This window comes from Shewanella sp. SM32 (genome assembly GCF_025654235.1).
In the GTDB taxonomy this organism is placed as follows: domain Bacteria; phylum Pseudomonadota; class Gammaproteobacteria; order Enterobacterales; family Shewanellaceae; genus Shewanella; species Shewanella oncorhynchi.
The window spans coordinates 1-14,762 of the sequence record NZ_JAKKRO010000084.1 but is presented as its reverse complement, the minus strand read 5'-3'; the positions used below and the strand labels follow the sequence as shown (position 1 = coordinate 14,762).

12 protein-coding genes and 2 pseudogenes are annotated in these 14,762 nt (G+C 46.3%); 6 read left to right on the top strand and 8 right to left on the bottom strand.

Features of this window, described 5'->3' with window-relative positions; genetic code table 11:
• On the top strand, window positions 1–186 hold a 186-nt coding region (locus L5M10_RS21710), incomplete at its 5' end, for a transposase (RefSeq protein ID WP_263206794.1).
• Window positions 187–349: 163 nt separating this feature from the next.
• Here the strand turns inward: L5M10_RS21710 and ycfP are convergent.
• Together ycfP and nagZ are read right to left on the bottom strand one after the other, a co-directional pair.
• The gene (ycfP, locus tag L5M10_RS21705) at window positions 350–889 is read right to left on the bottom strand and encodes an alpha/beta hydrolase YcfP (RefSeq protein ID WP_028759796.1); all 540 of its coding nucleotides are present in this window, start codon (window positions 887–889) and stop codon (window positions 350–352) included.
• A 79-nt stretch (window positions 890–968) separates the two neighbouring features.
• The gene (gene nagZ / locus L5M10_RS21700) at window positions 969–1,997 is read right to left on the bottom strand and encodes a beta-N-acetylhexosaminidase (RefSeq protein ID WP_028759795.1); all 1,029 of its coding nucleotides are present in this window, start codon (window positions 1,995–1,997) and stop codon (window positions 969–971) included.
• A 385-nt stretch (window positions 1,998–2,382) separates the two neighbouring features.
• On the opposite strand from nagZ, the gene L5M10_RS21695 reads away from it, so the two are divergent.
• Window positions 2,383–3,759: an L-serine ammonia-lyase gene (locus L5M10_RS21695; protein WP_131524458.1), complete on the top strand. Its 1,377-nt coding sequence runs from the start codon at window positions 2,383–2,385 to the stop codon at window positions 3,757–3,759.
• A gap of 118 nt (window positions 3,760–3,877) precedes the next feature.
• Here the strand turns inward: L5M10_RS21695 and fghA are convergent, their stop codons facing one another.
• Entirely contained in the window at window positions 3,878–4,720 is an 843-nt protein-coding gene (gene fghA, locus L5M10_RS21690; protein WP_028759793.1) for an S-formylglutathione hydrolase, read from the bottom strand.
• A 164-nt stretch (window positions 4,721–4,884) separates the two neighbouring features.
• Entirely contained in the window at window positions 4,885–6,024 is a 1,140-nt protein-coding gene (locus L5M10_RS21685) for an S-(hydroxymethyl)glutathione dehydrogenase/class III alcohol dehydrogenase (RefSeq protein WP_014610474.1), read from the bottom strand.
• Window positions 6,025–6,200: 176 nt separating this feature from the next.
• Between L5M10_RS21685 and L5M10_RS21680 the strand changes: the two genes are divergently transcribed.
• Window positions 6,201–7,079 (top strand): LysR family transcriptional regulator, encoded by an 879-nt coding sequence (locus L5M10_RS21680; RefSeq protein ID WP_198572287.1) that lies wholly within the window; start codon window positions 6,201–6,203, stop codon window positions 7,077–7,079.
• Between the two features lie 45 nt (window positions 7,080–7,124).
• Here the strand turns inward: L5M10_RS21680 and L5M10_RS21675 are convergent, their stop codons facing one another.
• On the bottom strand, window positions 7,125–8,414 hold the full coding sequence (locus L5M10_RS21675; protein ID WP_263255897.1) for an NAD(P)/FAD-dependent oxidoreductase: 1,290 nt from the start codon (window positions 8,412–8,414) through the stop codon (window positions 7,125–7,127).
• Window positions 8,415–8,918: 504 nt separating this feature from the next.
• On the opposite strand from L5M10_RS21675, the gene L5M10_RS21670 reads away from it, so the two are divergent.
• Window positions 8,919–9,566, top strand: coding sequence for a class I SAM-dependent methyltransferase (locus tag L5M10_RS21670; RefSeq protein WP_263255896.1), 648 nt, complete (start codon window positions 8,919–8,921; stop codon window positions 9,564–9,566).
• A gap of 51 nt (window positions 9,567–9,617) precedes the next feature.
• Here the strand turns inward: L5M10_RS21670 and L5M10_RS21665 are convergent, their stop codons facing one another.
• The gene (locus L5M10_RS21665; protein WP_131524464.1) at window positions 9,618–10,196 is read right to left on the bottom strand and encodes a nuclear transport factor 2 family protein; all 579 of its coding nucleotides are present in this window, start codon (window positions 10,194–10,196) and stop codon (window positions 9,618–9,620) included.
• A gap of 432 nt (window positions 10,197–10,628) precedes the next feature.
• Here L5M10_RS21665 and L5M10_RS21660 point away from each other — a divergent pair, with 432 nt between their 5' ends.
• Complete coding sequence (locus L5M10_RS21660) at window positions 10,629–12,617, top strand: TonB-dependent receptor domain-containing protein (RefSeq protein WP_263164991.1); 1,989 nt, start codon at window positions 10,629–10,631, stop codon at window positions 12,615–12,617.
• A 535-nt stretch (window positions 12,618–13,152) separates the two neighbouring features.
• A complete protein-coding gene (locus tag L5M10_RS21655; protein WP_028759787.1) occupies window positions 13,153–13,443 on the top strand; it encodes a cytochrome c3 family protein in 291 nt (96 codons plus the stop codon).
• A gap of 237 nt (window positions 13,444–13,680) precedes the next feature.
• On the opposite strand, the pseudogene L5M10_RS21650 reads toward L5M10_RS21655, so the two are convergent.
• Both L5M10_RS21650 and L5M10_RS21645 read right to left on the bottom strand, forming a co-directional pair.
• Window positions 13,681–14,493, bottom strand: a pseudogene (locus tag L5M10_RS21650) (ATP-dependent DNA helicase); the annotation flags it as partial.
• A 10-nt stretch (window positions 14,494–14,503) separates the two neighbouring features.
• Window positions 14,504–14,737, bottom strand: a pseudogene (locus tag L5M10_RS21645) (IS4 family transposase); the annotation flags it as partial.
• Between the last annotated feature and the right edge of the window lie 25 nt (window positions 14,738–14,762).

The window sequence follows — 14,762 nt, the reverse complement described above, 5'->3', positions numbered from 1 at the left end:
TATAAGAATACACCTCAAGAAAGAGTCGATTGGTGCTTATATCGGTATCGACATTTAGTGGAGAATGCTTTTGGAAGAATTAAGCACTATCGAGCAATATCAACAAGATATGACAAGCTAGCAAGAAATTACGCCAGTATGGTGTCACTGGCGTTTATGTTAATGTGGCTGCCGATGTATTGCTGAACAACATTTGTACAGCAAAGATCAACAGACCCTAGTCACACTCACAATGTGCTCCACATGAAGTACGAAAGCCAAAACCATAAGGCGAAATAGCCGATGAGATAAATCCACTCCCCTCTTAAATATAAAAAGAGGAGTGATACTTTTATTCAATCGATATCAATCAAGCCAACTTAAAGGCTTTTATTTTGGGCAGATGGGCAGCGAGTTGGGGGAATTTGTGTGGCTGAACGTCATCCCAATCAATCGAATAATAGGCGCTTAATTCACTGGCGAGTTGCTGATTATCGAACATCTCATCATTCACCGAAAATATACACATGGCCTTGTGGGTATTCTTTTCACGAAATTGCGACACGCACTTATTAGCAATATCGGCATATTCTTCTGGGCGGTCAATCTTGCCCTGCATATTATTTTCTGGGTGCAAATTAGGGTTAATCAGCACAGATTTAAGACCATTTAAAAATCCAATCCGCTCGGCCCAATAAGCTCCGAGTCCTACGCCAACCATTAACGGCGCGGGATCGTCGCTATGCTGCATTTGCTTGGCGACTTCCTTAAGCAAGTGTTGCATGTCGTGCTTAGGGTGCAAGGTGCTGTAACTGATCAAACGCACATCAGGGTCAATAAATTGCAACTGACGCATTTTTTCGTGATTACCTGGGCTAGTAGCATCAAATCCATGAAGATAGAAAATCATATCAAGGCCTTTTAATCATTTTTGATTACAGTGAATTAACTAACCCTAGCAAAAGAGTGATCTCACACCTTGCGCTACATCAAACTTTCGCCTGTTGAGCCAAACAAATTTGCTCGGCAAGCTGCTTGGCATTTTCCCAACGGGCCGTATTATCGAGCGCAGCTGCCGTTTGCGCAGCATTGGGTTTAAGTAAACTCGCAGGATACTGTGGCGCGCTCGCAGGCCAAGTAAAGCCATCGAGTAGCGACATTACGCCCGCATTATCATTACACACTAAAATCATGTCGCAACCTGCGGCTAAAGCGGCGCTGGCCCTTGCACGGTAATCGCCCGCAAATCCTGCGCCTTGCATGCCGAGATCGTCAGAGAAAATCACCCCGTTAAAGCCAAGTTCTTTACGCAGCACTTGTTTTAGCCAGTATTCGGAGAAGCCCGCAGAGTTGGGGTCGACTTTAGGGTAAACCACGTGCGCGGGCATCACGCCTAATAACTTTTCTTTTGCGATCAATTCTTTAAACGGCAGGATATCCTTTGCAAAAATGGCCTCGGCATCACGTTCATCAATGGGTTTCTCGTAGTGCGAATCCGCCACTACACTGCCGTGTCCGGGGAAATGTTTACCCACGGCGCCCATGCCAGCTGCGGCCATGCCAGCAATAAAGCTTTCGGCCAATGTAATAACCTCGGCGGGCTCTGGGCTAAAGCTGCGTTTACCTATGACTTGGCTCACGCCGTTTAAGTCCAACACGGGCGCGAAACTTAAGTCGATATCGCAAGCCAGTAATTCAATCGCCATCAAGAAACCGAGCTCACAGGCCCAACGCTTGGCCAATACCATATCACCCTTTGCTGCGGGGAGAATGTCGCCCATGGCGGGAATAATGGTAAAGCCATCACGGAAACGTTGTACTCGGCCCCCCTCATGATCGACGGCGATTAATATTTCTGGGCGGATTTGGCGTATCTGTTGTACCAGACGGATCAACTGATCACGGCTCGAAAAATTGCGGGAAAATAGGATTAAACCACCCACCTGTGGATGGCGTAGCATCTCAGATTCAGCCTCACTGACGTCCAACGACAGTAAATCCAACATTAAATAGCTCATACTTCTCCCTAAAAATATTCATTAATACTCAAAAAATAACCACTCAAGCCATAAGTAGTCCACGCTCACAAAAAAGCTAAAAAAAGCGAGCCACCTACCCTTGTAGCGCTATCGAAGCCTGTATTCTTGGCCATAAAATGGCCTGTAAAAAAGTCCCAATTAAGTTCAGCTTATCCGAACTATTACGAATAAAAAAAACTAATGTGAATTGTCACACTAATCTATGGGATACTGGCGTTAGAGTATCACACAAGCAGATTTCGCATGAAAGAACGCCGCCACTGACCAGAGTACACGCGCAAGATTAGCGTGCTTCAATCTGCAGAGCGAGCAATCCCATGCACTCAGACTAAAATAATAAACAAGACACAACAGGACTTCTATCATGATTAGCGTATTTGACATGTTCAAGATCGGCATAGGTCCATCGAGTTCACATACCGTCGGCCCAATGAAAGCGGGCAAAATCTTTATGCAAAACCTGACTGACTCAGGACTCGTGACCCAGATTGATGAATTAAGAGCCGAACTCTTTGGCTCCCTCGGCCAAACAGGCAAAGGCCACGGCACGGGCAAAGCAGTGATTTTAGGCTTAATGGGCGAAGATCCCGAAACCGTGGACACTGACAGTATCGACGGTATTTTAGAACACGTCTCCAAGGACGAAACCTTAACGCTGCACTGTGGCAAAGTGGTTAAGTTTACCCGTGAGCAAGGCATTACCTATCACAGACGCAAAACGCTACCTGCGCATGCTAATGCAATGACCTTGTACGCCTACTGTAAAGGGGAATGCATTTTTGATCGCACTTACTACTCAGTGGGTGGCGGCTTTATTTTAGATGAAGATGAAATTAGCCAACGTAATGCATCGCCAGCCTCACAAATTGAATCGGCTCCTTTTGATTTTGTGAGTGCGGCTCACTTACTGGAATTATGCGGCGAGCAAGGTCTCAGCATTTCTTCTTTAATGATGGCGAACGAACTGAGTTTAGCCACTGAAGATGAAGTCAAAGCCAAGCTGTGGAATATTTGGCAGACGATGAAAACCTGTATCGAACGCGGTTATCAGAAGGAAGGTATTTTACCTGGCGGCCTAAAACTGCGTCGTCGTGCACCTGCACTGTACCGTCGTTTGAAAGCCGAAGGCCGTAACAATGTCGATCCATTAACCGCTATGGATTGGGTCGATTTATTCGCCCTGTCGGTCAACGAGCAAAATGCGGCCGGTGATCGCGTCGTCACTGCGCCAACAAACGGTGCTGCGGGAATTATTCCTGCCGTTTTATGCTATTACGATACCTTCGTACAAGAAGTGGATATCGATGTCTGCGCCCGTTATCTATTAACTGCCGCTGCGATTGGTATTTTGTACAAGAAAAATGCCTCAATTTCGGGTGCCGAAGTCGGTTGCCAAGGGGAAGTGGGCGTGGCCTGTTCTATGGCAGCTGGCGCACTGACTGAAATCATGGGCGGTACAGTTGAGCACGTTGAAAACGCGGCTGAAATCGGCATGGAACATAACTTAGGTTTAACCTGCGATCCTGTGGGCGGCCTAGTGCAAGTGCCTTGTATCGAACGTAATGCCATGGGCGCGATCAAAGCGATCAACGCTTCTCGTATGGCACTACGCGGTGACGGTAACCATAAGGTTTCACTGGATAAAGTGATCAAAACCATGATGGATACAGGCAAAGACATGCGCAGTAAATACAAAGAAACCGCCAAAGGTGGTTTAGCGGTCAACATTGTTGAGTGCTAAGTGCTGAGTGTTAATTCACTTTCGCTAATTGCTTAAATCGCACCATAAAAAATGCCGCAACTCACTAAGTTGCGGCATTTTTGTTTTAGCGCATCGGCGTGACTGCTGAATCGGCTATTTAAGGCTTAAAGTACAAGCTATGGAACTTAAGGTGCTCTTCAATAAAGCTCGCGATGAAGTAGTAGCTGTGATCGTACCCCGCTTGCATCCGCACATCCAAGGGATAACCCTTGGTATGGGCGATATCCACCAGCGATTGTGGCATCAATTGGGTGTCTAAAAAGCTGTCAGCTTCACCTTGGTCAATCAGTACTGGCACTTCGCTAATCGCGAGCTTAAGCAACTCACAGGCATCGTACTGGCGCCAGTGCTCACGATTCTCACCTAAGTACTCACTGAAGGCTTTAATGCCCCAAGGCGCATTACTTGGATTCGAAATCGGGCTAAAGGCCGAAATTGAACTGTATCTGTGTGGGTTACTCAGACCAATCACCAAAGCACCATGACCGCCCATCGAATGGCCGGATATGGCGCGCTGAGTAGTGACAGGAAAATGTGCTTCAATCAAGGTAGGCAGCTCATGGACTATGTAATCGTACATTTTGTAATGACGATTCCAAGGTGCTTTTGTCGCATTGAGGTAAAACCCCGCGCCTAAGCCTAAATCGTAAGCTTTATCTGCCGCATCGGGCACATCGTCACCGCGAGGACTGGTATCAGGGGCGACAATCGCCATCCCAAGTACCGCTGCCATGCGCTGTGCACCCGCCTTCTGCATAAAGTTTTCATCGGTACAGGTTAGACCTGAAAGCCAATACAGCACAGGCACAGGTTTATTCACCGCCTCAGGCGGCAGATAAATTGCAAAGCGCATCTCGCAGTTTAACGACTGAGATTGATGGCGATACTGCTTATGCCAACCGCCAAAACTCTTGTTACAACTGATATTTTCTATGGTCATACAAGTCCTTTTAAGCTCAATCTTTTAGCGGTATTTATAACGTTAGTCTTAGCGTTAGTCATGGCGCTTATCGTCAGCTCAGTTGGCAACACAGCAGACAGATTTGCACCTGTCTGCCCGTTAGTCACATCAAGCTGAAGCATCCGTTTAAAATGCAAAACCACTTATTTATCAAAATGGATCACGCTACGGATGCTCTTACCTTGGTGCATCAGCTCAAACGCCTCATTGATTTGCTCAAGTCCCATAGTGTGAGTGATAAAATCATCGAGCTTAAATTCGCCCGCCATGTAACGCTCAACAATGTGGGGCAGTTCAGAACGCCCTTTCACACCGCCAAAGGCAGAACCGCGCCAAACGCGGCCAGTAACTAATTGGAATGGACGGGTTGAAATCTCTTGACCAGCACCGGCAACACCTATGATCACCGACTCTCCCCACCCTTTATGGCAACACTCTAAGGCGCTGCGCATCACGTTGACGTTGCCGATACACTCGAATGAGTAATCTACGCCGCCATCGGTCATTTCAACGATCACCTCTTGGATAGGCTTATCGAGTAATTTAGGGTTGATGCAATCGGTCGCGCCGAGTTTTTTGGCTAACTCGAATTTAGACTCGTTGATATCAATCGCGATAATGCGGCTGGCTTTGGCCATAGTCGCCCCAATGATCGCCGATAAACCGATACCGCCGAGGCCGAAAATCGCCACGGTCGCACCTTCTTCCACTTTGGCCGTGTTCATCACAGCGCCCATACCTGTGGTTACGCCGCAACCCAGCAGGCAAATTTCTTCTAATGGCGCGCTCTTATTGACTTTAGCCAATGAGATTTCAGGTAACACGGTATATTCAGAGAAGGTCGAGCAGCCCATGTAATGGAAAATAGGCTTGCCATCGAGATAAAAACGCGTGGTGCCATCGGGCATTAAACCTTTACCTTGGGTCGCACGGATTTTTTGGCACAGGTTAGTTTTGCCCGATAGACAAAACTTACACTCGCCGCACTCTGGGGTATAAAGTGGGATCACATGATCGCCCACTTGTACGCTGGTCACACCCTCGCCCACTTGCTCAACGATACCGCCGCCTTCGTGGCCTAGAATCGCTGGGAATACGCCTTCTGGATCGTCACCGCTCAGGGTAAAGGCATCCGTGTGACACACGCCCGTAGCCACAATGCGCACTAAAACTTCGCCCGCTTTAGGTAACATCACATCCACTTCTTCAATCTTAAGCGGTTGTCCTGGTCCCCAAGCCACTGCGGCCTTTGATTTAATAAACTGCGGTTTTTCGTTCGACATTGTTACGTCCCTTGAATAGGTAATAGGAGTAAGTCATTGGTGTATCATAAATTCAATTCAGGCCAAGCAAATTCTTGCGACCATTGCACTGATGCTACTGAATAGGAGGATTGTATTTGTTTCTCAGCGAGAGACAATCTAGTATTCAAGCAATTCATTTTTACTGAGTAACAACAATGTATCTCTGGGACGGCATTTCTGAATTTGTCGCGGTGGCTGAGGCCGAAAGTTTTACCCTAGCGGCGCAGCGGCTGAATATCTCCACCGCCCACGTTAGCCGCCAAGTGAGCACCTTAGAAAACCGCCTCGGCACAAAACTCTTTTACCGCACAACCCGCAAAGTGTCGTTAACCGAAGAAGGCACGATTTATTATCGTCACTGCCGCCAATTACAAACGGGGTTAGAAGAAGCCGAGCGCGCCATCTCAAACCTAAAGGACTCACCCCAAGGCTTAGTCAAGCTCACGGCGCCCGTCGCCTATGGCGAGAAATTTATCATGCCATTACTCAATGATTTTATGGTGCAATATCCCAGCGTTGAATTTAGCGTCGACCTAACTAATCGCACCTTAGACTTGATTGAAGGCGGTTATGATCTGGCCATTCGCCTCGGAAAACTCGCCGATTCGAGCCTGATGGCCAAACCGCTCAGCAGTCGTACTCACTATGTCGCCGCCTCACCAAGCTATGTGGAAAAATACGGTCAGCCCCATACCTTATCTGAACTTAGCCAGCACAATTGTTTGATCGGTAATCATAATTACTGGCGCTTTGTGGAAAATGGCCGCGAGCGCAATATTAAAGTCCGCGGCAATCTCAATTGTAACAGCGGCTACGCATTAAGGGATGCGGCACTAAAAGGCATAGGGATAGTTCAACTACCTGATTATTATATTGAAGAAGATATTCAAGCCGGACGGTTACTCTCCTTCCTTGACAGTCACCGCGAAGCCAAAGAAGGCATTTGGGCACTCTATCCGCAAAACCGCCACCTGTCGGCTAAGATCCGTGTATTGGTCGATTACCTTGCCGAAAAGCTCATCGAACAGGATTAAATACTGTTTGAGCAGATTGATTGGTAGCAGACAAAACGGCGCAAACTAGCGCCAGTTTTCCCGCAAAGTGTAATACAACATGCCTAATGCCAGCGCTTGATTGCCAAACCATTCATTTAACGGAATACGGATATGGCGCATGGCGGCAAACAAATCAAATTCACGCAATTGCCCATCCATCGCATTGGCCATGATCTCGGCCATAATGTGCGATGTCGCCACTCCGTGCCCAGAATATCCTTGGCAATAGAACACATTAGGCGACACTTTGCCGAGCTGCGGAATACGATTAATCACAATTCCTGCCATTCCGGCCCAGGCAAATTCGATATTAATGCCCTTTAATTGTGGAAACGTACGCTCAATTGCAGGCCGTAATTCCGCCGCCACATTTTTAGGATCGCGGCCGCTGTAATTAGTGCCACCGCCGAACATCAGCCGTTTATCCGCGGTCAGGCGATAGTAATCCAGTACAAAGCGGCAATCATACACGGCTAAATCCTGCGGATTGATTTGCAAAGCGACATCATCGGGCAGAATCGCAGTGGCGCAATTGCCTAAGGACGCCGGAAATAACATACCGCGCAGTTTTGGACGGGCGAGTTTATGGTAAGCATTACCCGCGATCAGCACACTATTGGCGCGCACTTTTCCCTTGGCAGTGACAACAGTCGCCACATCGCCTTCTTCAATATCAAGTACGGGTGAGTGTTCAAAGATTAATGCCCCAAGACCTGCTGCGGCGCGGGTTTCACCAAGGCATAGATTAACAGAGTGTAAATGCATGTTGCGCCGATTGACTAAGCCGCCGTGATACAAGGGCGAGCCTAAATAGGCAGGCATTTCATCGGCGGATACCAGCGTCATAAATTCACCCATGCCGCGGCGCTGCGCCTCATAATGCATAGCCCTAAGCTCTTGCATGTGCTTTGGCTGGTAAGCGGTTTGGATATGACCAAACTTTAAATCACAGTCTATGCCGTACTTGGCCACCCGATTTTTAATTATATCGTGGCCGCGCCAACGCATATTCCACACATAATCTTCAGCTTCATTGCCGATTTGACGGCGCAGCTGTTTTGTCATCGCAACATCGCCGGACAAACTGCCCGTCACCTGCCCACCGTTGCGTCCGGTCGCGCCCCACGCAATTTTATTGGCCTCAATAAGCGCCACTTTATAGCCCTTCTCAGATAATTCCAACGCCGTTGCCACGCCAGTAAAACCGCCACCGACAATCGCCACATCGACTCGAATGTCGTCTTCAAGCGCAGGATAATCTGACTCTTGGTCAATGGTGGCATTGTAGTAGGAGGCGCAACGCTCTGCTGACATGGTCATTCCTTGATGTTGAAAGTTAACTGTTGAAAGTTGATAGCTGAAAGTGAGTGTTAAGTCTTAGTTCTGGGCTCTCAGTTCTTCTGGACACTCAGTTTTGGAGACTCGTTTTAACACGGCATCATGCCGACGTTGTTTTATATTTTTTACAATCGTTCAGAATTTGTGAGTATATCTAAGTTGAGATCGAGGTCAACAGTGAATTGCGATAACTATTTTTGCAGGACATGACAAAGGGAGTTGAGCTGGCTGCAGGCTCCTTCTTGAAGAACCTGAAATGGAGAAGCTTGAGATGGAAGCTTCTGAAATGGCGGTACCTAAAATTAAGGCACTAAAATTAAGGTACTAAAATTAAGGCACCTAAGATTAAGTTATCTAAGATAGAAACTCCGAATGTTAAGGCGCTGCTCATTTTATCTTTTAAGCCTTATACTTTTTGCTGGTTTAAGATAGGCTTGTGCAGCGTCATCCTCTTTTTATCTCAGCAACCTAGAGTCCATTATGCCACTAATGCCAATTACCCAGCCACTTACCCAATTGCCGTTTTCCCAAGCATGTGAAAACAACAAAGCGCCGATTTTAGCGGTATTAACACAAGCATTCTCACTCAACCAACATGTACTCGAAATCGGCAGTGGCACAGCGCAACATGCTGTGTATTTTGCAGCAAATCTTCCCCATTTAATCTGGCAAACCAGCGATCAGGCTGAATATATTGAGGTCATTACCGCAAGGTGTATGCATGAAGGCAAGCGACCCAATGCAGCGGCAAACCTACGCTTACCACTTACCCTTGATGTTACCGCGCCATGGCCGGTGAAGGGATTAACATTTGATATTGATGGCGTATTTACTGCGAACACTTTGCATATTATGAGCAAAAATATGGTTGAAGCGTTTTTTACTGGCCTTGGTCTGTATCTCCCCCAACTCAAGACCCTGTGCATTTACGGCCCCTTTAACTACCAAGGCGAATTTAGCAGTGACAGCAATCGCCAGTTTGATGCCTTTTTAAAACAGCGGGATCACGCCAGCGGCATTCGCGATATTGAATGGATTTGCAGTTTAGCCAGCGAGCAAGGCTTAACGCTGAAGCAAGATGTGGCTATGCCCGCCAATAATCGACTACTGCATTTTGTTAGAGGCTAGCTTTTTGTTAAAGGCTCGTTTTTTGTTAAAAGCTAGCTTTGGTTGAGTGGTTTAGTCCGTTTTGGCCTCGGCGGTTCTGTGCCCATAGCTCAGCACTCGAGTGGCTTTCCACTGTTCGTTCTGTTTGCGCCACACAATGACAAAGTCGGCTAGGCCATCACAGCTACCAGTTTCAAAGCTGCAAAAACGATGAACGCCTTGCTCTATCGCGCCAAACTCTTTCACCGGAAACACTTTCATCGTGCCCGCAACTAACTCGCGGCGGTAATGGCCACAGGCATATTTTTCGGTGTTGGCGATCATGTCCTTGCGGTTCCAAGTAACGCCACCCGTATCGTGGTAAAACTCTACATCTTCAGTGAAAAACGCCGCGTGTTTCTTGAGTTCAGCAGGGGCGGTGCACTTATTGAAACTGTCGAACAAGGCAAAATCCACCGCTGCAATTTGGGTAGATAAAGTGTCTGTAAGTGCAGTAGCGGGCTGCGCAATGTCAGTTTGTGGAGCCCCAGCCGTTTTAACTGATGCGGCATTAGCTAATGCGGGCGCATCTGTGGCAACAGCAGGTTCGGTAGTGGCGAGTGACAAGGTTAAAACAGTGACTGTGGCTAGGCTATAAAATGCTGGATTCATATTCTCTCCGTAAATATTGGCAATACAATTTGTATGGCGACTATTCACATCACAAACATGAATGCACCACGAAACATAAAGTCACATCGCCAGCAAAGCTTATGCCAGTTAAAATGTCCATATTAATCATATTGATATAACTTCATATTACGTTATGCAGTTTTGTGCTGTGATAGTTTCTGATTATTCTCACTATTTTTTAGTGATTTATCCGACGACAGTCAGACTCAGATCGTCATATTCAGTGCCTTGTGCTCAATGCGCTCAATCAGGATGACCATGCCAGCGAGCAACACGTCGAATATACGGGCTATCACGCTGTTATTAAACACTAAAAATTTACTCTGCCTTTACACAAAAGAGAGACATCCAAGCTTGAAGCTATAATTAAGAATAATTATCATTCGCCAAAATTACCGAAGGAAGAATGATATGCCCCGCTTTATCCGTCGCACTCGCCAAACCTCGCATCTACCTCATGCAACACAGACACCTATGTTGAGCCAGCTATCACGCGCTATTGGTTTATGTTTGTTATTACCTGCAGCATGGGCTAGTGCTGCAAATACGCAAGATACCACTCCAGAAATGGAACGCATGGTGATAACAGCAACACAAACTAAACACTCGGAGCTTTCGGCGCCCGCTTCGGTGTCCGTTATTAACCGCAGTGAACTTGAAGCGCTAGTCATAGACGATCTCGCTAGCGCAGTCCGTTATTTACAGGGTGTGAACATCAGCGAAGGCACGCCCTATGGCCGCAATGAGATCAGCCTGCGAGGTTTAGATTCAGATTACACTTTAATCTTGATTAATGGCCGCCGCATTAACTCCCGCGAAGCATTAACCTCTGGTTATGGCAACGATTTTGACTTGTCCTCTATTCCAATGTCTGCCATTGAACGTATCGAAGTTGTGCGTGGGCCTATGTCATCCCTCTACGGATCAGAAGCTTTAGGCGGTGTGGTTAACGTCATACTGCGTCAACCAACTGAGAACTGGCAAACCAGCGTTGGCGTGCAATACGATGCACCTACCAGTGGCAAGGGTGGCGATAGCACTAAGTACAATTTCTACAGCAGTGGCGCGCTGATCAAAGATAAATTACTGGCAAACTTAATCGTCGACAGCAATAAACGCGATGCATGGCGCTCGGACTTAAAACCCACTATTGATGCTCTAGAAGACAGAGATGAAATCAGCGCCCTCGCCAATTTACAATGGCTGATTGATAACCAGCAAGATCTGCAATTTGACTTAAGTTACGCCAACGATGAACGCGAGTCTGATTGGAATAACTACGGCACGATTCTCACCAATAACCAACAAGCGGAGCGGATAAGTTCAGGTCTGACCCATAATGGCCACTGGAACTGGGGTGATACTCGCCTGCGCTATTACTATGAAAATGTTGAGGTGACTGACGACTCAGCGTTAATCGCCGAGATAGGTAATATCACCCAAACCAACCACAATCTCGACGGTCAAACCACTGTCCTGCTTGGCGATCACATGTTAACCAGCGGTGCAGAATACCGTTGGACCCAGCTCGAAAATAGCCGCAATATTTTAGGTGATGGCACCTTAGACGACAGCCAATCGGCATTGTATCTACAAGATGAATTTAGCTTAGGCGAACTCAATATCACCTTAGGTGGGCGCGTCGATCACCACGATGTGTACGGCACCGAATTTAGCCCACGCTTGTATTTGGTGTATAACTTAAGCTCTGAATGGGTCATTAAAGGTGGTGGCGGCAAAGCCTTTAAAGCGCCAAATATGGCACAATCCCAAGCCGATTATATTATCCCCGCTTGTCGTGGCGCCTGTACCGTTGCGGGAAATCCTGATCTTCAACCCGAAACCTCAGTGAACTACGAATTATCGACCCAATATCAAACCACGGATTTTGGTGGCTCGATCACCTACTTCCATAACGATGTAAAAAATAAAATTATCACCGAAACTTGGAATAGAGTCCCTGGTGCTGTATTAACTTACCAAAACGTGAACGAAGCCAAGATCACAGGCTGGGAATTACAAGCTTGGTACAATTTAACTCAAGATCTCAGCCTAAACGGTAATTACAGTAAAACCGAGGCCGAAGATAAGCAAAATGGCGCGCCTTTTACCTTAACACCGGACGACAGCTATAACCTGAAACTGCAATGGCAGGCATTCGATGGTTTATCCACCTTTATCGCCTACCATTATACTGGCGAGCAGTATTTGCGAGCCAATGTCAAATCAGAGGGTTATGGCTCGCTCGATATAGGTGCGAATTATCAAATTAATCCTATGTTTAGACTGAAACTCGGCGTGACTAACCTAACGGATTCTGAACGTGATCAAGTTGCCACCGACCTTGATTATATTCAAAAGAGTCGCAGTATTTATGCTGGGGTAACTGCAAGTTTCTAAGCTCTACAAGCCAGAAATTAATGTGTAATTATAGCTCTGCTACTCAACATTAAACATCATAGGCGAAGCCCGTTTTGGCTTCGCCTATTGTTTTAAGACCAAAATAAATATCACACATCCGACTGGAAAAAGTAAAATAAATATATTTTCTAAAATATAGAATTTTTAAATAAACATCAAAAATATAAATTACATAATCCAGATTTAAATCATTAGTCTTTTACATTCCGCAATATAATCTTGATCATACTTTAACGCTAAAAAATAACTCACCTGTTAACCTTTGATAACGATCAAGGTTTTGTCATATTAAAAAACTATTATACACACGCAAGACTGCTAAAGCTTGAGGTGTAAAATTCTCGATTATTAAACTTACGCACCAAGCAAAAGCAATATTATCTTTCCGTTTATATCACTAATAAAACAGCGAGAAAAATACAGTTCCAACTTCAAGTTAAATATTTCATAGCTAGATATGTGATTTACTCGCTTCAGAATGATGATTTAACCAACAATAAAAAAGGAAAATAACATGCTTAAAAAGATGATGCTAATGTGCGCACTGTGCTTTTCAACTAATTTAATGGCGGTATCACTTGCCGACAGCCATTCTGAAAGATCTGACTGTGAATCCTGCCATAAAGATAAAAAACCTTCAGCGGATTATGTTTTTGAAAATCAGCAATGTGTATCATGCCATGGAGAAATGAAAACACTCGCAGGCGAAGCTCATACTAAACATGATGGCGTTTTAACATGCACCAATTGCCATATCGCTCATCAAGAAAAAGCACCAGCAGATGCTTGCAAAGAATGCCATTAATTCACAAAAAATCTAAAACCAAAGGCCGAAGAATTATTTATTTTGAATGGAACCATTAGGCAGGATGCCACTTGACCCAACCTCCAAGGGTGTTTGCCACCTATTGCTCACAGGTGGCAATTTTTACCTCCGTTTTTATATCCTTACAATATGTGTAACGGCTCAATACTTAGCTCAGAATTCCATATCCGGCAAATAGGACAAGTTTACGTATGCTAGGTAAGCCATAGACGACTCTCAGGGGATTGTTCTCAAAAACGCCAATGCCTTTTCTAGGTCACGGGTGCGCGCCATCGGTGGCAGCGAGTTTAAAAAAGCTTGGCCATAGTAGCGATTCACAATGCGATTATCGCAAAGGATCAGCACACCACGATCTTTTTCATCACGAATAAGACGGCCAACACCTTGTTTCAGAGCAATAATCGCCTGCGGTAACGACACTTCAGTAAAAGGATCTAGTCCCTGACGACTCACATTGTCGGCTCGGGCGCGATACAGCGGCTCATCGGGCGACACAAAAGGTAATTTGTCGATAATCACGCAGCTTAACAATTTGCCGCGCACATCCACCCCTTCCCAAAAACTACTGGTACCGAGCAATACCGCATTGCCGAGTTGGCGAAATTTAGTCAGCAGACTCTGTTTACCCGCTTGGCCTTGTACCAGCAGCGGATACTGAGTGCGAGTTCGCAGTGCCAGCGCCGCTTGTTCGAGCATTTTATGGCTGGTAAATAAAATAAAAGTCCGTCCCTGCGCCGCATCTATCGCTTGCACGCACACATCCACCAACTGCTTTAACGCTTGCTGTTGATTGGTCACGCTCCCAAGTTGTCTCGGCACACAAAATACCGCTTGGCGGGGATAATCGAAGGGACTGTCGAGAATGCTTTGCTGCGCATCAACGATACCCATTTCTCGGGCAAAATGAACAAGACTGCGGTTAACCTGCAAAGTTGCCGAGGTAAATATCCAGCTGGTTTCGGGCACAAATAATTGTTGGCACTCACGGGCAATATTGATTGGTGAAATTCGCAGCACCACAAAGCGCTGAAGGATCCCCTCATAAATCAGCCATAGCATAGCCATATTTGAGCAACTGATTGGCGAATAATACCCAGGCCGCCAGCAATTCTTTCTCCGTGATTTGATAATCAGGCCGCCTGAGTACCTCCAATCCCAAGCGAATCGTTGAGAGTACCGTTCGATGCCCAATGGTATTGGCCTGAAAATGCTTATCCCAGCCCTGTTGCTGTGCGTGTAAACCAACTAGCCACAACAGGCATTGAACAACCAACTAGCCACAACAGGCATTGAACCAT